The 22,030-nt window shown below is 57.4% G+C and carries 20 protein-coding genes; 9 read left to right on the plus strand and 11 right to left on the minus strand.

What is annotated here, in order from left to right:
* Window positions 1-169: 169 nt before the first annotated feature.
* Window positions 170-1,483, plus strand: a complete 1,314-nt coding sequence (locus tag JAO79_RS02710) for a DEAD/DEAH box helicase (RefSeq protein WP_199005612.1) — start codon at window positions 170-172, stop codon at window positions 1,481-1,483.
* Window positions 1,484-1,563: 80 nt separating this feature from the next.
* On the opposite strand, the gene JAO79_RS02715 is transcribed toward JAO79_RS02710, so the two are convergent.
* Window positions 1,564-2,208, minus strand: coding sequence for an OmpW/AlkL family protein (locus JAO79_RS02715; protein ID WP_199005613.1), 645 nt, complete (start codon window positions 2,206-2,208; stop codon window positions 1,564-1,566).
* A 160-nt stretch (window positions 2,209-2,368) separates the two neighbouring features.
* Complete coding sequence (locus JAO79_RS02720; protein WP_199005614.1) at window positions 2,369-2,833, minus strand: winged helix-turn-helix transcriptional regulator; 465 nt, start codon at window positions 2,831-2,833, stop codon at window positions 2,369-2,371.
* Between the two features lie 90 nt (window positions 2,834-2,923).
* Between JAO79_RS02720 and JAO79_RS02725 the strand changes: the two genes are divergently transcribed.
* Window positions 2,924-4,036 (plus strand): NADH:flavin oxidoreductase, encoded by a 1,113-nt coding sequence (locus JAO79_RS02725; protein ID WP_199005615.1) that lies wholly within the window; start codon window positions 2,924-2,926, stop codon window positions 4,034-4,036.
* A 79-nt stretch (window positions 4,037-4,115) separates the two neighbouring features.
* Here the strand turns inward: JAO79_RS02725 and JAO79_RS02730 are convergent, their stop codons facing one another.
* A complete protein-coding gene (locus tag JAO79_RS02730) occupies window positions 4,116-5,627 on the minus strand; it encodes an acetyl-CoA hydrolase/transferase family protein (RefSeq protein WP_199005616.1) in 1,512 nt (503 codons plus the stop codon).
* A 249-nt stretch (window positions 5,628-5,876) separates the two neighbouring features.
* Here JAO79_RS02730 and rluF point away from each other — a divergent pair, with 249 nt between their 5' ends.
* The 3 genes from rluF (at window position 5,877) to JAO79_RS02745 (ending at window position 8,278) form a co-directional block, all read left to right on the plus strand.
* Window positions 5,877-6,938, plus strand: coding sequence for a 23S rRNA pseudouridine(2604) synthase RluF (rluF, locus tag JAO79_RS02735; RefSeq protein ID WP_320158931.1), 1,062 nt, complete (start codon window positions 5,877-5,879; stop codon window positions 6,936-6,938).
* Window positions 6,939-7,034: 96 nt separating this feature from the next.
* Entirely contained in the window at window positions 7,035-7,667 is a 633-nt protein-coding gene (locus tag JAO79_RS02740) for a MarC family protein (RefSeq protein WP_199005617.1), read from the plus strand.
* 35 nt (window positions 7,668-7,702) lie between these two features.
* Window positions 7,703-8,278, plus strand: a complete 576-nt coding sequence (locus JAO79_RS02745) for a gamma-glutamylcyclotransferase (RefSeq protein ID WP_199005618.1) — start codon at window positions 7,703-7,705, stop codon at window positions 8,276-8,278.
* On the opposite strand, the gene JAO79_RS02750 is transcribed toward JAO79_RS02745, so the two are convergent.
* The gene (locus tag JAO79_RS02750) at window positions 8,224-9,186 is read right to left on the minus strand and encodes a DMT family transporter (RefSeq protein ID WP_199005619.1); all 963 of its coding nucleotides are present in this window, start codon (window positions 9,184-9,186) and stop codon (window positions 8,224-8,226) included. The genes JAO79_RS02745 and JAO79_RS02750 overlap by 55 nt on opposite strands.
* A 134-nt stretch (window positions 9,187-9,320) precedes the next feature.
* On the opposite strand from JAO79_RS02750, the gene JAO79_RS02755 reads away from it, so the two are divergent.
* Window positions 9,321-10,268 carry a LysR substrate-binding domain-containing protein gene (locus tag JAO79_RS02755; protein WP_199005620.1) on the plus strand — a complete coding sequence of 316 codons (948 nt, stop codon included), beginning with the start codon at window positions 9,321-9,323 and terminating at the stop codon, window positions 10,266-10,268.
* 18 nt (window positions 10,269-10,286) lie between these two features.
* Here JAO79_RS02755 and JAO79_RS02760 read toward each other — a convergent pair whose 3' ends face one another.
* Window positions 10,287-12,791, minus strand: a complete 2,505-nt coding sequence (locus tag JAO79_RS02760; RefSeq protein WP_199005621.1) for an acyl-CoA dehydrogenase — start codon at window positions 12,789-12,791, stop codon at window positions 10,287-10,289.
* 79 nt (window positions 12,792-12,870) lie between these two features.
* The gene (locus tag JAO79_RS02765; RefSeq protein WP_199005622.1) at window positions 12,871-13,758 is read right to left on the minus strand and encodes an AEC family transporter; all 888 of its coding nucleotides are present in this window, start codon (window positions 13,756-13,758) and stop codon (window positions 12,871-12,873) included.
* A gap of 89 nt (window positions 13,759-13,847) precedes the next feature.
* On the opposite strand from JAO79_RS02765, the gene JAO79_RS02770 reads away from it, so the two are divergent.
* Window positions 13,848-15,035: a MalY/PatB family protein gene (locus tag JAO79_RS02770; protein WP_227664302.1), complete on the plus strand. Its 1,188-nt coding sequence runs from the start codon at window positions 13,848-13,850 to the stop codon at window positions 15,033-15,035.
* Window positions 15,036-15,041: 6 nt separating this feature from the next.
* Here the strand turns inward: JAO79_RS02770 and JAO79_RS02775 are convergent, their stop codons facing one another.
* Window positions 15,042-15,971, minus strand: coding sequence for a DMT family transporter (locus tag JAO79_RS02775; RefSeq protein ID WP_199005623.1), 930 nt, complete (start codon window positions 15,969-15,971; stop codon window positions 15,042-15,044).
* Window positions 15,972-16,012: 41 nt separating this feature from the next.
* Complete coding sequence (locus JAO79_RS02780) at window positions 16,013-17,440, minus strand: succinylglutamate desuccinylase/aspartoacylase family protein (protein ID WP_227664303.1); 1,428 nt, start codon at window positions 17,438-17,440, stop codon at window positions 16,013-16,015.
* Window positions 17,441-17,623: 183 nt separating this feature from the next.
* Here JAO79_RS02780 and JAO79_RS02785 point away from each other — a divergent pair, with 183 nt between their 5' ends.
* Window positions 17,624-17,782 (plus strand): YqaE/Pmp3 family membrane protein, encoded by a 159-nt coding sequence (locus tag JAO79_RS02785; protein ID WP_199005624.1) that lies wholly within the window; start codon window positions 17,624-17,626, stop codon window positions 17,780-17,782.
* A gap of 8 nt (window positions 17,783-17,790) precedes the next feature.
* On the opposite strand, the gene JAO79_RS02790 is transcribed toward JAO79_RS02785, so the two are convergent.
* On the minus strand, window positions 17,791-19,431 hold the full coding sequence (locus tag JAO79_RS02790) for an MBL fold metallo-hydrolase (RefSeq protein WP_199005625.1): 1,641 nt from the start codon (window positions 19,429-19,431) through the stop codon (window positions 17,791-17,793).
* Window positions 19,432-19,712: 281 nt separating this feature from the next.
* Here JAO79_RS02790 and JAO79_RS02795 point away from each other — a divergent pair, with 281 nt between their 5' ends.
* Window positions 19,713-20,138 (plus strand): thioesterase family protein, encoded by a 426-nt coding sequence (locus tag JAO79_RS02795; RefSeq protein WP_199005626.1) that lies wholly within the window; start codon window positions 19,713-19,715, stop codon window positions 20,136-20,138.
* A 72-nt stretch (window positions 20,139-20,210) separates the two neighbouring features.
* On the opposite strand, the gene JAO79_RS02800 is transcribed toward JAO79_RS02795, so the two are convergent.
* Both JAO79_RS02800 and JAO79_RS02805 read right to left on the minus strand, forming a co-directional pair.
* Complete coding sequence (locus JAO79_RS02800) at window positions 20,211-20,402, minus strand: CsbD family protein (RefSeq protein WP_199005627.1); 192 nt, start codon at window positions 20,400-20,402, stop codon at window positions 20,211-20,213.
* 303 nt (window positions 20,403-20,705) lie between these two features.
* Complete coding sequence (locus JAO79_RS02805) at window positions 20,706-21,986, minus strand: MATE family efflux transporter (protein WP_199006612.1); 1,281 nt, start codon at window positions 21,984-21,986, stop codon at window positions 20,706-20,708.
* Window positions 21,987-22,030: the final 44 nt, after the last annotated feature.

Here is a 22,030-nt window from a genome sequence, read left to right on the forward strand (position 1 = left end):
TCGGCTTTAAGCCGCTTTGCGAACACTCCATACGACCTGTCAGAGGACGTCACCCCATTATCGGCGCGTGACCGTAGTCGTCTTTTATTCCATGAGCTTTCATGGCATCTGCCCGCATTCGCCGACGACGGTGTTCGTGGAGGCAGAATTAATCAAGAGTACATCGTTTATGAGTTTTTCTTCCCTCGGTTTGTCCGAGCAGCTGGTCCGTGCCACTTCCGATCAGGGTTACGATACCCCGTCTCCCATTCAGCAGCAGGCGATTCCTGCCGTTCTGTCGGGTAAAGACGTCATGGCGGCGGCCCAGACCGGTACCGGTAAAACGGCCGGTTTTACTTTGCCCCTGTTGCAGCGTTTATCGGAAAAGCCGCGCACCGGTAAAGGCCCGCGCGCGCTGATTCTGACGCCTACCCGAGAGCTGGCCGCGCAGGTTCATGACAGCGTGAACCTATACAGCCGATACGTGCCAACCAAAGCCGCCGTGGTGTTTGGTGGTGTGAAAATCAATCCACAGATGATGAAACTGCGCAAAGGTCTGGACGTTCTGGTGGCAACACCGGGCCGTTTGATGGACCTGTATCAGCAGAACGCGGTGCGCTTCAACGAAGTGGAAATTCTGGTGCTGGATGAAGCCGACCGCATGCTGGACATGGGCTTCATCCGCGACATTCGCAAGATTCTTGCACTCTTGCCGGCCAAGCGTCAGAACCTGTTGTTCTCTGCAACTTTCTCGAACGAAATCCGAAGCCTGGCCCAAGGTCTGCTGGATAATCCGGTACAGGTTGAAGTGGCAGCGCGTAACACTTCGGCAGAAACCATCAAGCAGTCTGTGTATCCGGTGGACCAGAGCCAGAAAACGGCCCTGTTGAGCAAGCTGGTGCGTGATAACAGCTGGGATCAGGTTCTGGTGTTCACCCGTACCAAGCACGGTGCCAACCGTCTGACTCAGAAGCTGGAACGCGACGGCATCACCGCTGCAGCCATTCACGGCAACAAGTCACAAGGAGCTCGTACCCGTGCGCTGGCGGATTTCAAAGCCGGCGAAGTGCGTGTATTGGTGGCAACTGACATCGCCGCCCGTGGCCTGGACATCAAACAGCTTCCACAAGTGGTGAACTTTGAGCTGCCTAACGTACCGGAAGACTACGTGCACCGTATTGGCCGTACCGGTCGTGCCGGTGAAAAAGGCCATGCCTTGTCACTGGTCAGTGCCGACGAAGGCAAATTGCTAGCGGGTATCGAGCGGCTGATCAAAAAGCAGTTGCCGCGTAAGGAAATCGAAGGTTTCGAGCCTAAGAACAACCTGCCGTTGAAGCCGAAAGCCAAGGCGGACCCGAGTAAGGCGCGCAGCCGTCGCCCGCAGGGTGGCAATGGCAAGAGCTTCGGGCCTAAGCCCGGAGGTCGCAGCGGTGGTCGCGGTCGTCAAGGCCAGGGCCAAGGGCAAGGCCGCAGTGGTCGCCCGGCTCAGCGCCAGAGCGCGTAAGCCAAACCGGTTTTCCGGGCATTAAAAAAGCGGGGCTGAAAAGTCCCGCTTTTTTGTTTGCTCTGAAAACGTAGCAGCAATCAGAACTTGTAGGTGAAGCCGACCATGTAGACCATGGGGTCGATTTCTACATCGAGCTTTTCGGTCACACCTTTGATTTCCGCTTCAGTATCAATATCTGCCCACCAGATAGCCGCGTTCAGCCCGAACTGTTCGTTTAGCATGTAGTCCACGCCCACTTCTGCTGCCACACCTACACTGTCATCCAATTCCAGGTCGCCCAGAGCAGACTTCTCTTCGAAGAAAGTGGTGTAGTTAACGCCAATGCCCACATACGGTTGCACGCTCCCGGTGCTGTTCATCGGGTAGTACTGAAGCGTAATGGTGGGAGGCAGGTGTTTGGTTTCGCCAATATCGGCACCATCAAGTGCACCACCTTTGCCCGAAATGTTGTGCTTGAACGGGGTGGCGGCCAGTACACCAAGGCCCACGTTCTGAGTGAACATGTACGTGCCGCGGATACCCAGCTGTGTATTGGTGTCTACGGCAACTTCAGAGCCGGTAGCCGCGCCGCCGGACAGCAAAACCTGATCGCTGGAATCATCCGGTGCAACATGGATAGCACCTGCACGAACAATAAAATCACCCGCTTCAAAGGCCTGAGCGGCCGGTGCTGCGGCCAGTACGGCTGCTGCCAGAACACTGAGTTTGAAACTACGAGACATATCCATCTCCAGAATTGCGCCATTAATTGATGGCGTCAATGTACCTGTGACGGTCAGTGTGTTCTTGATTTAGCGCAAAAAACGCCAGGTGAGGGAAAGGAGAGAGGCGAGAGATTGATATAGCTCAAAAAGCCACACGGCATGTGGCTTTCCACACTGTTCAACCCGTGTTTTTTGCTGCTTTCAGGTCGTCGGCCACTAATACATCGCGAATGGTTAAGGGCTCGCCGTCGCTGTTGCGCACGCTAACGGGCTGAATGGGCTGGCCGGTTGCACGGTCGCGCAGGTCCAGCTGCTCGCCATCGGGCGCGGGATTCCACTTGTCACCCCACTGGCGCAGGGCAACCACCACCGGAAACAAGTCCCGGCCTTTTTCGGTGAGGCGGTATTCAAAGCGGGAGCCGTGCTCGCCGGCTTCCACCTTGCGCAGCACTTCGTTGTCCACCAGTTTGCTCAGCCGGTCGCACAAAATGTTTTTCGCAATACCCAGCTGTTGCTGGAAATCCACGAACCGGCGCGTGCCGTACATTGCGTGTAGCACGATCAGCAGGGACCACCAGTCGCCTACTTCATTGAGTGCGCGGGCAACGGAGCAATTAGAGTCATCAAAACGTTTTCTGGCCATGTAGGTGAGTGTACCGAATAGGGTTGCATTATGAAACCAATTTGAATAGGGTTGCGTTAAGAAACCAAATTAATGAGGTTGCACCGAATTATGAGCATGAATCTAGGCCCGATGTTTGAACCGTTTGAACTCCACAACCTCAAGCTGCGCAACCGCGTAGCGATGGCGCCGATGACCCGGAACTTCTCACCCAAGGGTGTACCGGGTGAAAACGTGGTGGATTATTACCGCCGCCGCGCGGAAGCCGGGGTTGGCTTGGTGATCACGGAAGGCACCACCGTGAACCATTCCGGTGCCAACGGCTACCCGAACGTACCGGCGTTCCACGGCGAAGAAGCTTTGGCCGGCTGGAAAAAGGTGGTGGATGCCGTGCACGAAGCGGGCGGAGCCATTTTCCCGCAGTTGTGGCACGTAGGTGCGGTGCGTAAAGAAGGTACCGAGCCGGATCCGTCTGAGCCAGGCTACAGTCCGTCCGGTTTGTTTGCGCCGGGTAAGCCCAACGGCAAGGCGATGAGCAAAGAGGACATTCAGGACGTGATCAAAGCGTTCGGTGATGCTGCTCAGGATGCCAAGGCGCTTGGTTTTGACGGCGTGGAAATCCACGGTGCTCACGGTTACCTGCTTGATCAGTTCTTGTGGGAAGGCACCAACCAGCGTGACGACGAGTACGGCGGCAGCATGGAAAATCGTCTGCGCTTTGTGGTCGAAATCGTTGAAGAAGTGCGCCACCGCGTGGGTCCGGAATATCCGATCATGCTGCGTTTTTCCCAGTGGAAGCAGCAGGATTACGAAGCTCGGTTGGTAAACAGCCCGGAAGAGCTTGAGCAGTTCCTGAAGCCGCTCGTGGACGCCGGTGTGGATATCTTCCACGCCTCCACACGCCGCTTCTGGGAGCCGGAGTTTGAAGGTTCTGACCTGAACCTGGCCGGCTGGACCCAAAAGCTGACTGGCATCCCGACTATGTCAGTGGGCAGTGTTGGCCTGACAGAAGACTTCATCAGCGGCACCTTCGCCAGCAAGAAAGAAGCCGTTGAGCAATCGGGTATCGATGAGCTGGTTGAGCGCATGACCAACCACGAATTCGAATTGATCGCGGTAGGCCGTGCCCTGCTGCAAGATCCGGAGTGGCTGGTGAAAGTGAAAGAAGGCCGCCTGGACGAAGTGGATGCTTTCGCCAAGAAGTCACTGGCCAAGCTTTACTGATCGCCCCTTCGATTCTGCGATCTGTTTTAGCCGCGCGCCTTCGGGCCCGCGGCTTTTTTACGCCCGGTTATCCGGTCAGTTACATTTGTCCACAGGCTTCGTACCGGTGGTGCCAGCTTAAAGCTTCGTCCAGCAGGTGCGGGGTGTGCATGCCGCGTTTGCTGTTGCAGGCGCGCTCGAAGTAGTCACGCAGCTGGGGACGGAAATCCGGATGGGCGCAGTTTTCGATGATGTTCAGTGCCCGCTGGCGGGGTGGCAGGCCGCGCAGGTCTGCCAATCCTTGTTCGGTAACCACAATCTGGACGTCGTGTTCGGTGTGATCCACGTGCGACACCATGGGCACAATGGTGGAAATGGTGCCGTCTTTGGCGGTAGACGGGGTCATGAACACCGACAGGTAGCCGTTGCGGGCGAAGTCACCGGAGCCGCCAATGCCGTTCATGATGCGGGATGCCATCACATGAGTGGAGTTCACGTTGCCGTAGATGTCGGCTTCGATCATGCCGTTCAGTGCGATCACGCCCAAGCGCCGAATCACTTCCGGGTGGTTGCTGATTTCCTGTGACCGCAGCACGATGCGTTCGCGGTAAAAATCGATGTTGTTGGCCAGTTCTTCGTTGGCTTCCGGGCTCAGAGAAAAGGCGGTAGCCGAGGCTTTCGCCAGCTTGCCGGATTTCAGCATGGCCAGCATGCCGTCCTGCAGCACTTCGGTGAATGCGGTCATGTTATTGAACGGGCCTTCGTTCAAGCCGGCCATCACCGCATTGGCGATGTTTCCAACACCGGATTGCAACGGCAGCAATTCCGGCGGCAGGCGTTTGGCTTCCACTTCGCGGCTGAAGAAGTCCAGCAGGTGGTTAGCAATGCGCTTGGAGTTTTCATCAGGCGGGCTGAACCGGGAATTACGGTCGGGTGCGTTGGTTTCCACCACCGCGATGATCTTTTCCGGCGGGCATATCAGGTACTTTTCGCCAAAACGCTCTTCGGGGCGGGTCAGCGGAATCGGCTTGCGGCGTGGGGGAAGGGCGGTTCCGTAGTAGATGTCGTGCATGCCTTCGAGCCCGGCACTCTGGCCGTGGTTCACTTCCAGAATCACCTTATCCGCCTGGTCAATCCAGGTTTTGTTGTTACCCACTGAGGAAGAGGGAATCAGCCGGCCATCTTCCGTCACGCCAACCACCTCAATGACGGCGATATCCAGCTTTCCGTAAAAACCGGACCAGGCGTGCTGGGCGACATGAGACAGGTGAATGTCCATGTACTCCATGTGGCCGTCATTGATTTTCTGGCGGCACAGTGGATCGCTTTGGTAGGGCAGGCGCATTTGAATGCCATTGACCTCGGCCAGTGCACCGTCCAGCTCCGGTGCAGTGGAGGCGCCGGTCCACACGCTGATGCGGAAGTTCTCATCCCGCGCTTGTGCCGCCCGAATGTGTTCCGCCAGTGCTCCGGGTACCGCTTTCGGGTAGCCTGCGCCGGTAAAGCCGCTCATACCGACGTTCACGCCGGAGGGAATCAGGGCGGCCGCGTCCCGGGCGCTCATGATGCGTTGACGGAGTTTCGGGCAACGAATTCGGGATTCGGTGGACATGATCGACCTCACGTTTAGGAAAACGGCTCGGTAGGGGCGAGCAGATAAAGTACGCTGACAATTAGCGAGCTACAAAAAAAGCGCTCTATTTTACCAGCGAATTATGAAAGTTTTGTGAAAAATATTAGTGAAATTGCGTAATCATTTGGTCTAATTATAGTAAGCATTCTATATCTGTTCGCCGCTGCCTGTGGACGAACGCCCTTGGGCGGTTGCCGTGCCCGCATCTCGGTGGGATGATGCCCCTTTGTGCAGACTGCGTTTCCGTTACTCAACCACCATCACCGTCAGGACACCATGGCCACCAAAACATCCACCCGTTTGAACAAATACATCAGCGAAAGCGGGATGTGCTCCCGGCGGGATGCGGATCGCTACATTGAGCAAGGCAACGTCCACATCAACGGGCGCCGTGCACAAGTGGGTGATCAGGTGATGCCGGGCGATACCGTGAAGGTGAATGGCCGGGTGGTGGAGCCGCGGGACGAAGACGATCTGATTTTTATCGCGCTGAACAAACCCGTGGGTGTGGTGAGCACGACCGACAGCGCAGAACGCGACAACATTGTCCGCTTTGTGGGCCACAGCGAGCGGATCTTCCCGATTGGCCGGCTCGACAAGGATTCCCAAGGTCTGATTTTTCTGACCAGCAACGGCGATTTGGTCAACAAGATTCTGCGCGCGGGTAATAACCATTCCAAGGAATACATCGTCACGGTGGATAAACCGGTGACGAAAGAATTTATCAAAGGCATGAGCAGTGGTGTGCCGATTCTCGGCACCGTCACCAAGCCTTGCCCGGTGGAGAGAATCTCCCGCTTTGTTTTCCGCATCACGCTGGTGCAAGGGTTAAACCGCCAGATCCGTCGCATGGCGGAGCATTTCGGTTATGAAGTTACTCGCTTGGAGCGAGTGCGGATCATGAACGTCAACCTTAGCGGTTTGCCGGTGGGGGCCTGGCGTGATTTGACCGAAAAAGAGTTATCCACGTTGCTGGATGCGGTGCGGAATTCTTCGTCCGAGGCGACAGAACCTGCGCAGAGCAAACCTAAGAAGAAACCGGCCCGTTCCGGGGCCGGCGGAAAACCACCGCGGCCGGGTGCCAAGCCCGGAGGACGACCGGCCGCTGGCCGTGGCGGGAAGGGCGCGGGTGGTGCACCCGGCAAGGGCCGAGGTAAGGGGCCAGGACGGCCCAGCAAGCCCGGTGGCAAGCCGGCTAATGGGCCGAAAGCGGGCGGACGTAACCCAGCCGGACCAAAGGGGCGGCCTGCAAAACCGAAGAAACCGCGTAAGCCGTCGATCAAGCGTTAAGTGCTTGATGGGCGGGAAATAGGTTCAGTTCCTTACGGCAGAATTCGGCGCTAAGCGCTATCCTTACCGGAACAATTCTCTGCCGGATTTCCTTGGATGCTCGAAACGCTTTTCTCCACCTACCTCAGCAGTACTATCCGCTTTTGGTTCCTGATTGCACCCTTCTTCGTGGTGACTATGTTTCTGGCGCTGACCCGGGGTTTACCCGCGTCGGAGAAAGCGTCGATCATTCGTCGCGCCTGTATTTCAGCACTGATTCTGGGCCTTATTCTGTTCTTTGCCGGGCCGCTGCTGTTTAACGCCATTGGCATTACTCTGAACTCGTTCCGCATTGGCGCGGGTGCTTTGCTGTTCCTGACCGCCATCAGTTTGGTGACCAGCGGTACGCGGAATCACGCGACCAGCCTGCCAGACGAAGATCGTGAAGACGTTGCGGTGGTCCCGCTGGCAATTCCGGTGATGATTGGCCCGGCGACCATCGGTGCGATTCTGGTTTACGGTGCCGAACTGAAAGAGGTGCCGGAAGTGGTCGGTGGCCTGCTGGGACTAGTGACCAGTTTGTTTTTTCTGGGCGTGTTGCTGAGGCTATCGAGCTATCTGGAGAAGGCGCTGGGTAAAACCGGCCTGAACATCATGTCGAAAATCAGCGGCTTGATCTTGTCTGCAATGGCCGCTGAAATAGTGCTGACCGGTATCGCCGGCTTTATTGCCAGCACCCAAACCGCCTGAAACACTGCGTTGGATGTTAAGACACGAGGATAAGCATGGCCGCCAATACCATTGACCACAATCGTACCCGCCACAATTTCGAGGGCATTGATTCGGTGTGGTTGTTTGGTTATGGGTCTTTGATCTACAAGGTGGATTTTCCCTTTCTGGAGCAAAAGCCGGCCACCATTCGAGGTTGGGCGCGCCGGTTCTGGCAAGGTTCTCACGATCATCGAGGTACGCCGGAAGCCCCGGGCCGGGTGGTTACCTTGATCGAGCAGCCCGGAGCAGTCTGCAAAGGCATGGCGTTTCGGGTAGCGCCGAGCGTGTTTGAGCATCTGGATGTGCGGGAAAAGAACGGCTATCTGCGGTTCAGTACCACCATGACCTTCGACGACGGTGGGCAAGCGGAAGGTTTGGTGTACATCGCTACGGAAGATAATGAAGCGTTTCTGGGCGACGCCCCGCCCGCGGATATTGCCCGGCAGATTGCGCAAGCATTGGGGCCCAGTGGCCCCAACACCGATTACTTGCTTCGGCTGGCCGAATCACTCCGCGAGCTGGGTGATCAGTGCGATCATACCTTTGCGATTGAGTCCTGCTTGAAAGAGCAGCTTTCCTCAGAACGCTGAGGTGCCTGGTGGCTAACCGAACGCTCACGATCTCGCGGCGCGGGGTTAAAGCCCCGAGCCGGTGAACGCTTACGGTTGCGCAGGCCGATCAGCACCAACGGTACGATGATCATCAGGCTGCCGACAATGAACCACGCGTCGGGCACTTCGCCAAACCATATCCAGCCAATCGCAACCGCCCAGATCAGTCCGGTGTATTCGGCACTGGTGACCTGGTTGGCATCCACCTGATGGTAGGCCAGCAGTACGGCGATGTTGTAGCCCAGAATGAAAAACGCCGAACCAGCGGCGCTGATCAACATTTCCGGGTGCCATTCGGCGCCTTCCCACAGTGCCAGAGCCCCGGCCGCCGGAATGATCAACAGGTAGTTCAGAAACAGCTTGTGCACCGTGCTCTGCTCTTGAGGCAGCTTGCGCACCAGCACGGCGTTGATCGCCAGGGTCAGCGCTGATACCAGTGCGGCGATAGCGGCCCAGTTGAATTCCACCGGTCGCAGGATGACGATGATGCCGGCAAAACCGCTGATCACCGCAGCCATGCTCAACCGCGTGAGCTTTTCACTGAACAAGATCGCAGACAACGCCATCACCATGATCGGCGCGGCATAAAACAACGCGTTCGCGGTGGCCAAGGGTAAGTTGGTCAATGCGATGACCATCACCAGGATACCGGCCAGGTGCACGTGCGCCCGGAGCGCGTGTATGCCAAAACCGCTGAACAGGTGCTCACGGTTCAGTTTACCGATCAGCGGCAGCAAGAATACCAGCGTTAGGACAAGGCGCAGAAACGCGAACTGAAAGATAGATGTCCCGGGCTCCAGCGTTTTAATAAAGATGTCAGAGAGGATGGCCATCGCATTGCCAATGACCAGTAATAAGATAGCGCTATTGACGGTTTTGCCTGACATTTAATCCCCCCCTTTTTTCTCGTTGATTGGTGACGCAGAGGCGGATGCCTCGATGAACTGTGAACTCAAGTCTATCTGTGATTTACTATCCGATAAAATGATGAATATTCTACCACTATTAGAAATTTAGATAGATGAGACTCCCGCCTCTGAAAGCGCTACCGGTGTTCGAAGCGGTTGCCCGGCTGACCAGTTTTTCCGCGGCGGCCGAGGAACTGTCGATCACCCAAAGTGCCGTGAGCCACCAGATCAAACAGCTGGAAACCTATCTTGGTGAGCCTTTGTTCTGGCGTTCCGGACGGGTGGTAACGCTGACGGACGAAGGGCGCCAGTATTTCGATGCCATTGGCTCGGCGTTGCTGCAGATCGAACGGGCCAGTGAGCAGTTGTTGGGGCATGAAGAGTCGCGGCTGCGGTTGTCGGTATTCAGTTCTTTTGCGGTGCGTTGGCTGGTGCCCCGGTTGCCGGATTTGCAGCGTTTGCACCCGCAGATTGATCTGGCGCTGGAGATGAGCAGCCAGAATCCCGTGTTGTCGGACCGAGTCGCGGATTGCTTTATCACCATTTACACCTCGGCACCGGCCTACAGCTACGAACATCTCTACACCGAGCGACTGTTCCCGGTGTGCAGTCAGGATTACTGGCAGCGGATACAACGGGAAATGGGCTGGGACGCAGAACCCGACGCCCGCAGTGAGTTGGTTATTTCTCCGGAGCAGATTGCGCAATTTCCTTTGTTATCGACTCACAGTATTTTCAACAGGCCGGCCGGTGATTGGGCCGCGTGGTTTCGCGCGGTGGATCAATCTCTGCCCGGCGGCACCCGGGTTCAGCACTTCAGCCACATGTTGCTGGCTCTGGAAGCGGCACGGTTTAATCAGGGTATCGCGCTGACTAACGATTACATGCTCAGCACCCGCCAAGACTCGGAAGACTTCGTGCGGCTACCGGCCCATGCGGTCGTGACCGGCGATAAGTTCTATTTTGCCTGGAAGACCAGTCGCCGCCGGGAGCGGGGGATTCAAACGCTACGGCGTTGGCTGGTGGATGAAGCCATCCGGGGAGGATTGAGGGGCGAGTGAACGCCCCTCGATCAGGACTTAGTGCTTTTTCTTGGGTCGTTCGACTACTTTGCGCTTGCCCTTGGCGGTTTTCGCCAGAGATTTCAGGCCATCCGGTTCAAACGCATCGACCCGAATCACGTCATACAGCGCGGTCAGCGCCTCTTCCAGTTTCGGGCATTCGTCGGCGGTCACGATGCCTTGGGCGCAAGCCCAGTCCACCAGTTCTTTGCGTTGGTGACCCATCAGCAGCGCAATGCCATCCAGCTCATCCTCATTGCGGTTGCGAATGGCTTCGTGCAGGCGCTGGCGCATTTCATGGGTTTCGTTAGCCAGATTGTAGGCATTCAGCACGCGCCCTAACGGATCGTTCGGGTCTTGAGTGGTGAAGGTGCCACGGCTCACCCGCTGACGCGCCGGAGTGTCATCCACGATGCTGGCGGCCACTTTCGCGCCCAGCTTGTCGTCCGGGCCATTCAGGCCCGTAGCGCCCAGCGGGAACACCAGAATGCGCAGCGGCCAGCGCAGTGCCGGCACCGGGAAGTTGATGATGGCTTCGCGCATGGAATTTTGCAGATCATGCAGGCAGGTTTGCAGGCTCCATTCCACAAGATCCCGCTGATTTTCCGGGTAACCTTCTTCGTGCCATTGCTTGATCACCGCCGTGGCGTAGTACAGCTGCACCAGACAGTCGGCCATGCGGCCAGAGAGCCGTTGCCGGGCTTTCAGGCCACCGCCTACTGTCAGCAGCGTGACATCGGTCATCATGGCGAAGGCGGCCGAGAACCGGCCAAGCTGGCGATAGTAACCCTGGATATCACCCTGTCTCGGGGTGGTTTCCAGCAGCCCTTTGGTGAGGCCCAGTACGAAGGCCCGCAACGAGTTTCGGGTGGTGTGGGCCAGGTGATTGTAGAAAATACCGTCAAACTTCCGGGTGGCGGCCTCTTGATCTTCCATGCCGGCGGCTTCGATTTCGTCCACGATGAACGGGTGGCAGCGAATGGAGCCCTGGCCAAAGATCATCAGGCTGCGGGTCAGAATGTTCGCACCCTCTACCGTGATGCCGATCGGCACCGCTTGATAGGCGCGAGCGAGGAAGTTGCGGGGGCCGGTGATCACGCCGCGGCCTGCCACAATATCCATGGCGTGGTTAATGACTTCGCGCATCAGATCGGTGTTGCGATACTTCAAGACCGCCGAAGGCACGGCCGGGCGCACGCCACGGTCAAGCATACCGACGGTGAGCAGGCGCGCGGCATCCATCATGTAAGTGTAGCCTGCGATGGGTTCGAGAGCTTCCTGAACCCCTTCAAACTGGCTGATGGTGCGGCCAAACTGCTCCCGGGTGAAGGCGTAAGAGCCGGTGGCCAAACTGGCAAGCTTGCCGGCACCGGTACCCAAGGCCGGAAGTGAGATCGAGCGGCCGATGGACAAGCATTCCAGTAGCATGGTCCAGCCTTTGCCGAGCATGTCCTGGCCGCCAATGACCTGTTCCATCGGAATGAACACTTCGGTGCCCCAGGTAGGCCCGTTCATAAACACGGTGTTCATGGGCAAGTGACGTGTACCGGCATTCACGCCCTCGGTATCCCGGGGCACCAGCACACAGGTCACGCCGATTTCGTCTTGTTCGCCGAGCAGGTGTTCCGGATCGTAAACCTTGATGGCGAGGCCAATCAGAGTGGCGACCGGTGCCAGCGTGATGTAGCGCTTGTTCCAGGTGACCTTCAGCCCCATCACTTCTTCGCCGTTCCACTGCCCTTTGCAGACGATGCCTTTATCTGGGATGGCACCGGCGTCGGAGCCGGCGATGGGCGAGGTCAGGGCAAAGCAGGGAATTTCGTCGCCGCCGGCGAGGCGGGGCAGGTAATGTTGCTTCTGGTCTTCGGTGCCGTAGTGCATCAGCAACTCGCCCGGGCCCAGAGAGTTAGGCACCATCACGGTGACGGCAGCTGACACACTGCGGGTGGAGATTTTCATGACGATTTCGGAATGGGCGGTGTTAGAGAAGCCCTTGCCGCCGTCTTCTTTCGGGATCACCAAGCCGAAAAAACCGTTCTTGCGTATGAACGCCCAGACGTCCTCGGGCAGATCGTAATTTTCGTGGGTGATCTGCCAGTCATCCAGCATTTTGCAGAGTTCTTCCACCGGGCCGTCGAGGAAGGCTTGTTCTTCGCTGGTGAGGTGTGCCGGTGCAGCATCCAACAGTTTGTTCCATTCCGGTTTACCGGAAAACAACTCGCCGTCCCAATCTACCGAGCCGGATTTCAGGGCTTCTTCTTCTGTAGAGGACAGCTTGGGCAAACGGCCACGGACCCAACCCAGCAACGGACGGCTGAGTTTTTCCCGGCGCAGGTCACTGGGCAGAACCACCAACAAAGCGAGCGCCAGTAACAAACCACCGATCAAAAAGCTGAGAATGTGCCAGTCGTCTTGCGCTACCCCCACCAAGGTGGCAGCCGACAAAACAATCGCAGCGGTTTTCCCGCCAATGCTGAAATAAATCAGCACCAAAGCACTGAGAACAAGAAGCAGAACGCTCAAGGGAAGACCTCCGTATCGGTTTTGAAATCAGCAAGCTGAGCTCTAACCATCGGCCATAAAAAGCGTTGTTGCAAGTTGCCTAGACGTAACCTGCAGCGAACACCAGGCCCAGTACGACCGGCATTACCACCAGGCTGCCCAGATTGCTGATGAGCACCAGCGACGCGACTTTGTGAGGCTCCTGGCGATACTGTTCGGCCACCATATAGTTCAGAACCGCCGGTGGCAGGGCCGCAAAAACCCAAAGCGCGGCGACCTGCAGGCCCGGAAGGTCGAGCAGGGCAATGAGTGGCCACGCCAGTACCAGCCCGCTGAGAGGGCAGGCAATGGCGCCGATCATCCCGAGTTTCCAGTCGCTGAAATCGACATCCAGCATGCGTACGCCGAGGGCGAACAACATCAGCGGAATACACACGCCGCCGAGCATGTTCAGCGCTTCCAACAGCCAGCTGGGCAGCGCCACGCCGCTGAAATTCACCACTAGGCCGGCGATGCTGGCAAACACGATAGGTTGGCGCAGGCGTTTCAGTACGGAGGTGTGCGGGTCCAGCATGTACAGACCGACGGAGAAGTGCAGCAGCATTTCCACAATGAACAACACGATGGCCGCAGGCAGTGCCGCTTCGCCAAAGGCCAGCACCAGTAGCGGAATGCCCATGTTGCCCGAGTTGTTGAACATCATGGGTGGCAGAAAGGTTTTCAGGTTCAGATCCAGTACCCGGGCTAACGGGTAGAGAATCAAGCCCGAGCCCAGCACCACTACGGTTGCGGCCAGCGCCAGCCAGCCGTAATCCTGCAGGGGCGCTTGCTGGTCGGCCAGTACCGCAAACACCAGCATGGGCACAAACAGCTCCATGTTGAGCACATTAAGGCCCTGAATATCTGGCGTGCGGTAACGCCCGTACAAAGCTCCGCAGCCTGCAATCAGGAATACGGGTAGCATGGTGGCCAGTATTTGCGCGATCATAAATTTTCCGGTGCGGGCTGCGATAAAACCAAGCAGGTTCGCAATTCTGAACGGTTTCGACAAGTAGCGGTTAGTAACGCTGATGGGGAATGACAGTAGCTATGGATTTTGACCAGCCGATACAACGAGAAAACACCGCCTCGGTGAAGTTTGACGTACGTAAGGCAGTGTTTGGCCGCGACGACGTGATTCCGGTGTGGGTCGCGGATATGGATTTTCCCGCGCCGGAGGCGGTCACCACCGCTTTGAAAGCCCGGGCTGAGCATCCGGTGTACGGTTACACGATTTTTCCGGACAGCCTTTATCAGTCGATCATGGATTGGTTTGCCCGGCGTCACAACTGGCGGATCGAGAAAGACTGGATTCTCATGGCGCCGGGCGTGGTGCCTTCGCTGCATGCGGCCTGCATGGCCTATGCCGCCGCCGGTGAAGGGGTGATCATCCAGCCGCCGGTGTACCCGCCGTTTTTCAGCTCTGTCAAACAGAGTGGCCGCGTGGTGATTGAGAATCCCTTGGTGCAGGACGCGGAAACCGGCCAATACCGCATGGATCTGGCGCATCTGGAGCTATGTGCAGCCCGGCCGGATGCCCGCGTTCTGATGTTTTGCTCGCCTCATAATCCGGTCGGCCGGGTGTGGACGGAAGACGAATTAAAGGCGGTTCTTGAGATCGCCCGCCGGCATCAGCTGACGGTGCTGACCGACGAGATCCACTGTGATCTGGTGTATCCGGACAAACCCGCTCATACCATGCTGGCCCGGTTGGCGGATGACGGGGATGCTCTGGTAACGGCCATTGCCCCAAGCAAGAGTTTCAACATGCCCGGCTTGGGATTGTCTGCACTGGTGATTCCAGACGCTGAACGCCGAAAGGCCATGAAGGCGGTGTTCGACTCTTTGCATTTGCCTCAGTGTAATCCGTTCAGCGTAGCGGGCTTTGAAGCGGGTTACCGGCACGGTGGTGAATGGCTGGATCAGCTTATGCGGTATCTGCAGACCAACCGGGATTATGTGATCGAGCAGGTTGCCAAACGCTGGCCGGATATCCGGGTATCAGCGCCTGAAGGCACTTACCTGATGTGGCTGGACTGCCGGGAGTTGGGGCTGGACGATACCGGGCTGAAACGGTTCTTTGTGCAAAATGCGGGGGTGGGCATGAACCCGGGCATTACCTTTGGTGAGCCGGGTAGCGGTTTTATGAGGCTCAACATAGGTTGCCCGCGGGCGGTACTGGAACAGGTATTGGCTCGGGTGGAGTCGGCCCTGGCGCAGCGTTAAGGCGAATTAAACCGGCAGGCGCCGCCCCACTCGGGTTGCCAGCAGCAACCCGGATAGAATCAGCGCGCCGCCAATCAGATGAGGCGCACCCAGCGCTTCATCCAGAAACACGCTGGCCAGAATAGAAGCAAACACCGGCACCAGATACATGAAAATGGCAGCTTTGGCGGGGCCAATCTGCTGCACGCCATAGTTCCAGAAACCGTAGGCCAGAATGCCGGGGAAGATGGCGAAGTACAGCAGCGGCAGCGCGGTGTCTCCAGACCAGCTGAAACCGCCGGAAAAGAACACAACATCGGCGAGATAGAATGGGAACAGAACGCCACTGCCCAGCAGAATCTGGGTGGTAAGAAAGGTCAACGGAGGCAGTGGTACGGCCTGCCTCCGGAGCAGCACCGAAAACAATCCCCAACTGGCTACTGCCGCGACCATAATCAGGTCGCCCGGTTGCGCCTGCAGATTCAGCAAAATCGACAGATCGCCCTGCGCCACCACCGTAACGATCCCCAAAATGGCCAAACCAATACCCAGTGCCTGCAGGGGGCGGGTTTTGTCGCCCAATAAGATCCAGGCCAGCAGTGCCACGAAAATGGGAATGGTGGAGTTGATCAGTGCAATGTTGGTGGCGGTGGTGGTCAGCGCTGCGTAGTAAAGCAAGGAATTAAATGCCGCCACACTGAAGGTGGCCAACGCCAGCATGGAACCAAGGTGCTGGCGAATCACGTGCCGATGTCGCCAAACGCCAGGCAGGCCGAAAGGCAGCAGGATGCACAGGGCGATCACCCAGCGCCAGAATGACATGGACAGCGGCGGAATGCTGTCTACCGTTCCCCGCGCGATGACCGCATTCCCGGCCCAAAACAGGGGCGTGAGTACCAAACCGATATAGGCCAGCCCCGGTGTGCGGGGCGCGATGCCGGCGTTCTCTGCAGCCACGTAGTCATCCTTCAGGCTCAGTGCATTAAACGCCTAGCATACTACTCTCCCGGAACTTCTGCCTCTGTACCAATGTGGTAGGCCGCAAAACCTGCCATCACCACTTGATCCACCGCCATACCGATCACGCGGCCATTGGCATTCGAGCGAATCGGGTATTGCTCGTTGGTGATGGGGTCTGACACGTAACCAAGGATTTCCCCTTCGGACACGCGATCGCCCAAGGCCACTTCGCTGAACAGAATGCCGCCGTGCTGGGCACGAATCCACAACGAGTCGTAGTACACCGGTTGTGGGTCGCCCCAAACAAACATGCGAGAGATCATGCCGTGCTTTTCCATCAGACTGTTCAGGCTGTTGACGCCGGCTTTGATCTGGTGCTCCTGAATGCGCAGCGACTCGCCGGCTTCCAGTGTGACCGCGCGGATGCCCGCGTTGACCGCGGCGGTTCGCAACATGCCTTCCGAGCCCGAGCTGTGTACCACCGCCATGCGGTCAAAGCCCTTGGTGAATTCTGCCACCTCCGGGTTGTTCATGTCGGCGCGCAGTTGCGGCAAGTTGGTGCGTTTCAGCGATCCGGTGTGGATATCCACCAACATGTCGCAATGGCGAATGACACTGTTGAACAGCGAATGGGCGATGCGGTCGGCCAGCGTACCGTCGGGGCGGCCCGGGAAGTAACGGTTCAGGTCGCGACGATCGGGCAGGTAGCGGCTGCCTTGCTGGAAACCGGTCAGATTCACAATGGGTACACCAACCACCTGGCCGCTCAATTTGGCCGGGTCCAGGTCGTACATGGCGCGCCGTACAATTTCGATGCCGTTCAATTCGTCACCATGGATTGCGCCGGTCAGGCACAGGGTCGGCCCGGCGTGGGCGCCGTTCACCACCAGAACCGGTGTAATCTGGGACAATCCGGCGATCTGGATGTTGGGCGACCAGGCCAGACGGGTCGAGGTGCCGGGCAGCACTTCTTTGCCCAAGATGGTGAAGGTTTCCGATGGAATGGGCTCGGATTCGGTAACTTCCGGCTGGCTTTCCTCGGTTGCCGTTGATTCGTCAGGCGCGGCAGAATCTGTGGCCGCAGCATCCGCCGGCTCCGTGTCAGGAGCGGGTTCTGGCTCCGGCTCCGGCATGGGCGCGACTTCTTTCAGATCCACATTGGGCGCGATTTTCCGCGGCTGCTGTGGTTTGGTTGGCGCGGGTTCTGCTTCAACGCTTTTGGTTGTTTCAGGCTCTGCGGGCGCTTTGGCCTTTGGCGATGTTTTCTTGGTGTTGTGCAGGGGTTCAGACTGAACCACATCTTCAACACTTTCATCCTCCGCCAACTGAGCGACCAGATTAACCGGCGGTTCCGAATCCGCCTCTGCATTTTGGCTATCGGCCGCTGCACCCGCCGATGTCATGGACAGAACCAAACAGGCGAGCCATGTGGGGGTGGTGCGGTTGTGATGACGTTGAAACAGCATAAATCCTCGAGTACTTTGACCAAACGGCCCTAGGATAGGGCTCGCAGCGAACAATGAATACGGCTGTGAAGAAGCTGTAATGCCAGTTTCATGATTCCGGGCCGAATTCAAACCGCTGGTTGTGTATAACTAAACTATCTTTCAATCATAAGACCGTTATACCGAGACGAAGGAGAGAACTGTATGGACCTTTTGCGTATTTTGATTGCGATTCTGTTACCGCCCTTGGGCGTGTTTTTGCAGGTGGGCCTTGGAAAACACTTCTGGATCAACATTCTGTTGACCATTCTCGGTTACATTCCGGGCATTGTTCATGCGGTTTGGGTGATCGCCAAGAAATAGCCCGGCGGTTAAGCCGGGCCTGTGATATGCCAGAGATCGTCTTTCTGGTAGGCACGGTGCTCGGCTTCCAGTTTCAGAAGGTGAGCCAGTGCGGAGCGGGCGGCGAGCCCATGGATGGCCGCTGGCACATCGTCGTAGGCTTTTGCCGTCAGATCCTTCAGGGTAACCGGAGCCAGCGCTTCCAGCGCCCGGAACACCTTGTGTTCCCGTGACAGCCGGTGGGTAATCAGATAATCCACCACCGCCTCTGGCTGCCCCATCAGAAACCCGTGCGCGGGGGCGATGAACTGAATCTTCTCTTCCAGCAATTCGTACAGCGATTCCACATACGCCTTCATGTCGCCGTCTGGCGGATTAATCACCACCGTTGAGCCCTGCATAATGTGATCACCGGAAAACAAAAGATCCTGGTCGGTCAGCAGCAAACACAGATGATTCGAGGCGTGGCCAGGAGTGTGTAACACTTTCAGCACACCGGCTTCTGTGGCAATCAGTTCCCCGTGTTCGGGAATGTCATCCGGTGCGAAGGCACGGTCCTGGCTGGCACCTTCCGGCGCTGGCCAGCCGAACACCCGGCAGTTGGTACGTTCTTTCAGTAATCGGGTGCCGGGTGAGTGGTCAAGATGGGTATGGGTAACCACCACCTGATCCACCGCACCGTCGGTTATCTCCAATATGCGTTCGATATGGCCTTCATCGGCCGGCCCGGGATCAATCACGGTAAAACGGTCGAATCCCAGTATGTAAGTGTTGGTGCCGGGGCCTGTCATCATGCCGGGGTTCGGTGCGGTCAGCCGAACCACTCCGGCGGCGACTTCCACCGGCTCACCCGGTGTAATCTGCGCCTGCACCGAACCGGCTGCTTCCGGGTCCAGTTTTACGGCTTCGTCGTAGGCGGGTGCGTTCGGCTCCAGAAGAATCGGTTTGCCTTTTCGGATCGCCGGCCATGGGTCCGTCGGGAAGGGTTCTGGCGGATTGGCGTGGGCGTAGCGCATCAGTTCGGCGGTGGTCTCGAAGTCGCACAGCACCCGCAACGTGCGAATAGTGGGAAGACCTAGCAGGCGTTGTCCGGCCTTGTGTTCGGCCAGTGCCTGCGCCGGTGATATCCATACGTGATCAATGGTTTCCGAGCCGTCGTGGCTGGCGACTTGCCCTTCGGGCGCGGCGGCAACAAAGAAGCGGGTATCAAACCGGCGCGGTGGTCCCGGTGGTGTGACCCAATGGCTCAGGTACGCTAAATGGTCGAGCGGTATGGTTAATTCGTACTTTTTGCAAAGCTCGGCCAGACACACGGTTTCCTGGAACAGCGCGTCGCGCTCTGCGTGAACCGGGTGGTCCGGGCCGATCAGTTTTCCGGTTTTGTCCAAGGCCAGCAGAACGCCGGACTCTTCAAAGCATTCCCGAACCGCAGCCAGCATATAATCCACTCCGCCACCTTCCACCAAGCTCATGGTCTGGCTGATGGCGGAGTCTTCCACGCCGATCGCATGATCCCGGCATTCGGGTTCCTCTACATTTACAGCCCCGCCGGGAAAGACGAAATAACCGGGCAGAAAGATCGCCTCCCAGGTGCGTTGCAGCAGGAGGACTTCAATACCGTTCTCGCTATCACGAGTCAGAGCCAAAGTGGCCGCAGGACGAATGCTCATAGATCACTCTTTTCGTTATTTTCGGCACGTGCATAAGTTACCGGTATGGCTTGGGGGAAGGCTTTCCAAAAACCGCTCCTTCGGCACGTCCATGTGACGCTTCTGCTCCGCCATCCATGGCTACGCACATTTTTGGAAAGCCTTCCCCCAAGCCATCCCTGCTTCTGAGTCAGAACGCAGAAACAGAAACCAAGATACCCGATACCAACGTAGGATGAGAAGTCACAAGCGCAGGGGTATGATGCTCCGACATTAAAACGATCGTAAAACAGGACACCACCGTGGCAAGAATCAAACTGGAATTCCCGGACGACGCCTTCAGCTTCGAAACTCTACTGCCCGTTAGAATCAGCGATATTAACGGTGCTAACCATTTGGGCAACGATGCACTGATTTCCATGCTGTCAGAAGCTCGAGCGCAGTTCCTCGTGGCAAATGGCATCAAAGAAGCCGACCCGAGCGGTAATGGCATTATTGTTACCGACCTCGCCACCATGTATCAGGGCGAATCGTTCTATCCGGACATGCTGCGGTTTGAAGTGGGGCTGATGGATTTCAATAAATACGGTGGCGACTTTGTATTTCGGGTCACAAAAGCGGAAAGCGGACAGCCGGTTGCGTTGGCGAAATATGGTTTTGTGTTTTTTAACTACAACACCCGTGAAGTTACGCCGGTGCCGGAGAGCTTTCGCGCGCGGTTTGAGTAAAGGGTTAGATCATAAAACAACCGATGGTGCAGGGTGCACCATCGGTATGGGGTCAGCCATGTGAACAAATGATTAGCTGGAGAGTTTGTTCCACTCTTTTTCGGCTTCGTCTTTCTTCAGGCCGTATTTTTCCTGAAGCTTGCCGATGAAGTTGTCTTTCTTGCCGCCGATCTGGTCAACATCGTCGTCGGTCAGCTTGCCCCATTGTTCGCGCACTTTACCTTTTAGCTGTTTCCAGTTGCCTTCCAGAATGTCGTTATTCATAACCTTATCCTCATCTTGAAAATAATTGCATGAATTCAGAGCTAAAGGGGTAGGTGTTCCATCAACCTTTACCTCGAGGTAAAACTTTGCTGCTTCGTTACTGAGCTCTACAGCTCGGTAATCAGGCTGGCACAGGCGTGTTTTGTTGACAACCGGTGAACGGAGCGTGGCGCTACATCGGCGGGGGCGTATTCTTTTATCTATATGAAAAATAAGAATTATTTTTCACTGTTACGACTTTGTGAGCTGTCGGTAACCTGGCGGCTACAAGGGTTGTGGCCGCCGCTAAAATCTTTCGGGAGCTCAGTCGCGGGCGCGTTGATCCAGAGTTTTCTGGCCCTGACGATACAGGCTGTAAGCCATGATGCCGGCGAGCAGGTTGCCGATCAGCGCGCCGGTCATCAGGCCGGTCAGCCCCCCGATTTGGGAACCTATCCAGAGCATGGGCAGGTAGCAGCCAAACAGGCGTAGCACCGAGATCAGAAGCGCGCGCATGGACATGCCGAGGGCGTTGTTGATGGAAACCATCAGGATGCACACCCCCAGGCCGCTGTAGCTGAGCGGCACGCGCAACAAGTAGCTGACCAATACGTCTTGTACGTTGGCGTCGGAGCTGAACAGGGTGGATACCACGCCGGAGGCGCCTAGCCACACCAGCCCGATGAATAGTTGCCAGCCGATGATAAACCTCACGGCAATACGTACCAGTTTACGGATCTGTTCAATTTCTCCTGCGCCCAGCAAGCGTCCGACCATGGGTGGCATGGACATGGTGAGGGCGAGCACGACTACGATGGAGAAAAACTCCAGCCGGGTGCCCAGCCCCCAGGCGGCTACGGCGGCGGAACCGAAGCCGGCGACCAGTGCGGTGGCCAGTATGGCGGCCAGTGGCGGCATGAGTTGGCTGACCATGGCTGGAGCCATGATGCCGCCCAGTTGTTTTGCGGCTTTGGCTAATTGCAGTTGCAGCAGATCGAAGCGAAGCCACTGGCGCTTGAGCAGCATGGGGTACATGACCAGACCGCCAATGGTGAAGGCGGTGATGGTGGCCCAGGCGGCTCCGGGCAGGCCCCAGCCGAAGACGAAGATGTAGAGGGCATCCAGTGCGATGTTGAGCAGGCTACTGACAATCATCATGTAGCCGGGCAGTTTGGTGTCGCCGTTGGCGCGGCTGATGGAGTAGCTGAAGTAGACCATGGCGCCGACCCAGGCGGAGGTGAGCCAGGGTGCCCAGTATTCGCGGATGACCGGGCGCAGTGCCTGCTCGGCACCGAGCAAATCGAGTATGACGTTTTGCAGTAGCCACACGGAGATGCAAAGTGTTAGTGCGAGGCCGGCGCCGACGGCGATTACGAGCCCGCCCAGGCGTTGTGCGCGTTGGTTGTCGCCTTGGCCGAGTGTACGGGAGATGATGGCGGTGGTGGCGATGCCCAGGCCGACGTACATGCCGCTGACGAGTTGTTGCATGGGTACGGTGAAGCCGAGTGCCGCGAGTGGGTCGCGGCCGAGTTGGCCGACGAAGGCGCTGTCGGTGAGTTGGAATGTCATCAGTGAGAGGACGCCGAACAGCATGGGCCAGGTCATGTGGTAGAGCTGGCGGCCTAGGGAGGCGTTTTGCAGGGCTTGTT

The organism is Marinobacter litoralis (assembly GCF_016427555.1).
Lineage (GTDB): Bacteria > Pseudomonadota > Gammaproteobacteria > Pseudomonadales > Oleiphilaceae > Marinobacter > Marinobacter litoralis_A.

What these genes read in the sequence shown, in the direction of transcription:
- JAO79_RS02710 (WP_199005612.1), top strand. Translation starts at nt 170, where the DNA reads ATGAGTTTTTCTTCCCTCGGTTTGTCCGAGCAGCTGGTCCGTGCCACT.
- JAO79_RS02715 (WP_199005613.1), bottom strand. Translation starts at nt 2,208, where the DNA reads ATGTCTCGTAGTTTCAAACTCAGTGTTCTGGCAGCAGCCGTACTGGCC.
- JAO79_RS02720 (WP_199005614.1), bottom strand. Translation starts at nt 2,833, where the DNA reads ATGGCCAGAAAACGTTTTGATGACTCTAATTGCTCCGTTGCCCGCGCA.
- JAO79_RS02725 (WP_199005615.1), top strand. Translation starts at nt 2,924, where the DNA reads ATGAGCATGAATCTAGGCCCGATGTTTGAACCGTTTGAACTCCACAAC.
- JAO79_RS02730 (WP_199005616.1), bottom strand. Translation starts at nt 5,627, where the DNA reads ATGTCCACCGAATCCCGAATTCGTTGCCCGAAACTCCGTCAACGCATC.
- JAO79_RS02740 (WP_199005617.1), top strand. Translation starts at nt 7,035, where the DNA reads ATGCTCGAAACGCTTTTCTCCACCTACCTCAGCAGTACTATCCGCTTT.
- JAO79_RS02745 (WP_199005618.1), top strand. Translation starts at nt 7,703, where the DNA reads ATGGCCGCCAATACCATTGACCACAATCGTACCCGCCACAATTTCGAG.
- JAO79_RS02750 (WP_199005619.1), bottom strand. Translation starts at nt 9,186, where the DNA reads ATGTCAGGCAAAACCGTCAATAGCGCTATCTTATTACTGGTCATTGGC.
- JAO79_RS02755 (WP_199005620.1), top strand. Translation starts at nt 9,321, where the DNA reads ATGAGACTCCCGCCTCTGAAAGCGCTACCGGTGTTCGAAGCGGTTGCC.
- JAO79_RS02765 (WP_199005622.1), bottom strand. Translation starts at nt 13,758, where the DNA reads ATGATCGCGCAAATACTGGCCACCATGCTACCCGTATTCCTGATTGCA.
- JAO79_RS02770 (WP_227664302.1), top strand. Translation starts at nt 13,848, where the DNA reads ATGACAGTAGCTATGGATTTTGACCAGCCGATACAACGAGAAAACACC.
- JAO79_RS02780 (WP_227664303.1), bottom strand. Translation starts at nt 17,440, where the DNA reads ATGCTGTTTCAACGTCATCACAACCGCACCACCCCCACATGGCTCGCC.
- JAO79_RS02785 (WP_199005624.1), top strand. Translation starts at nt 17,624, where the DNA reads ATGGACCTTTTGCGTATTTTGATTGCGATTCTGTTACCGCCCTTGGGC.
- JAO79_RS02790 (WP_199005625.1), bottom strand. Translation starts at nt 19,431, where the DNA reads ATGAGCATTCGTCCTGCGGCCACTTTGGCTCTGACTCGTGATAGCGAG.
- JAO79_RS02800 (WP_199005627.1), bottom strand. Translation starts at nt 20,402, where the DNA reads ATGAATAACGACATTCTGGAAGGCAACTGGAAACAGCTAAAAGGTAAA.
- JAO79_RS02805 (WP_199006612.1), bottom strand. Translation starts at nt 21,986, where the DNA reads ATGACCTGGCCCATGCTGTTCGGCGTCCTCTCACTGATGACATTCCAA.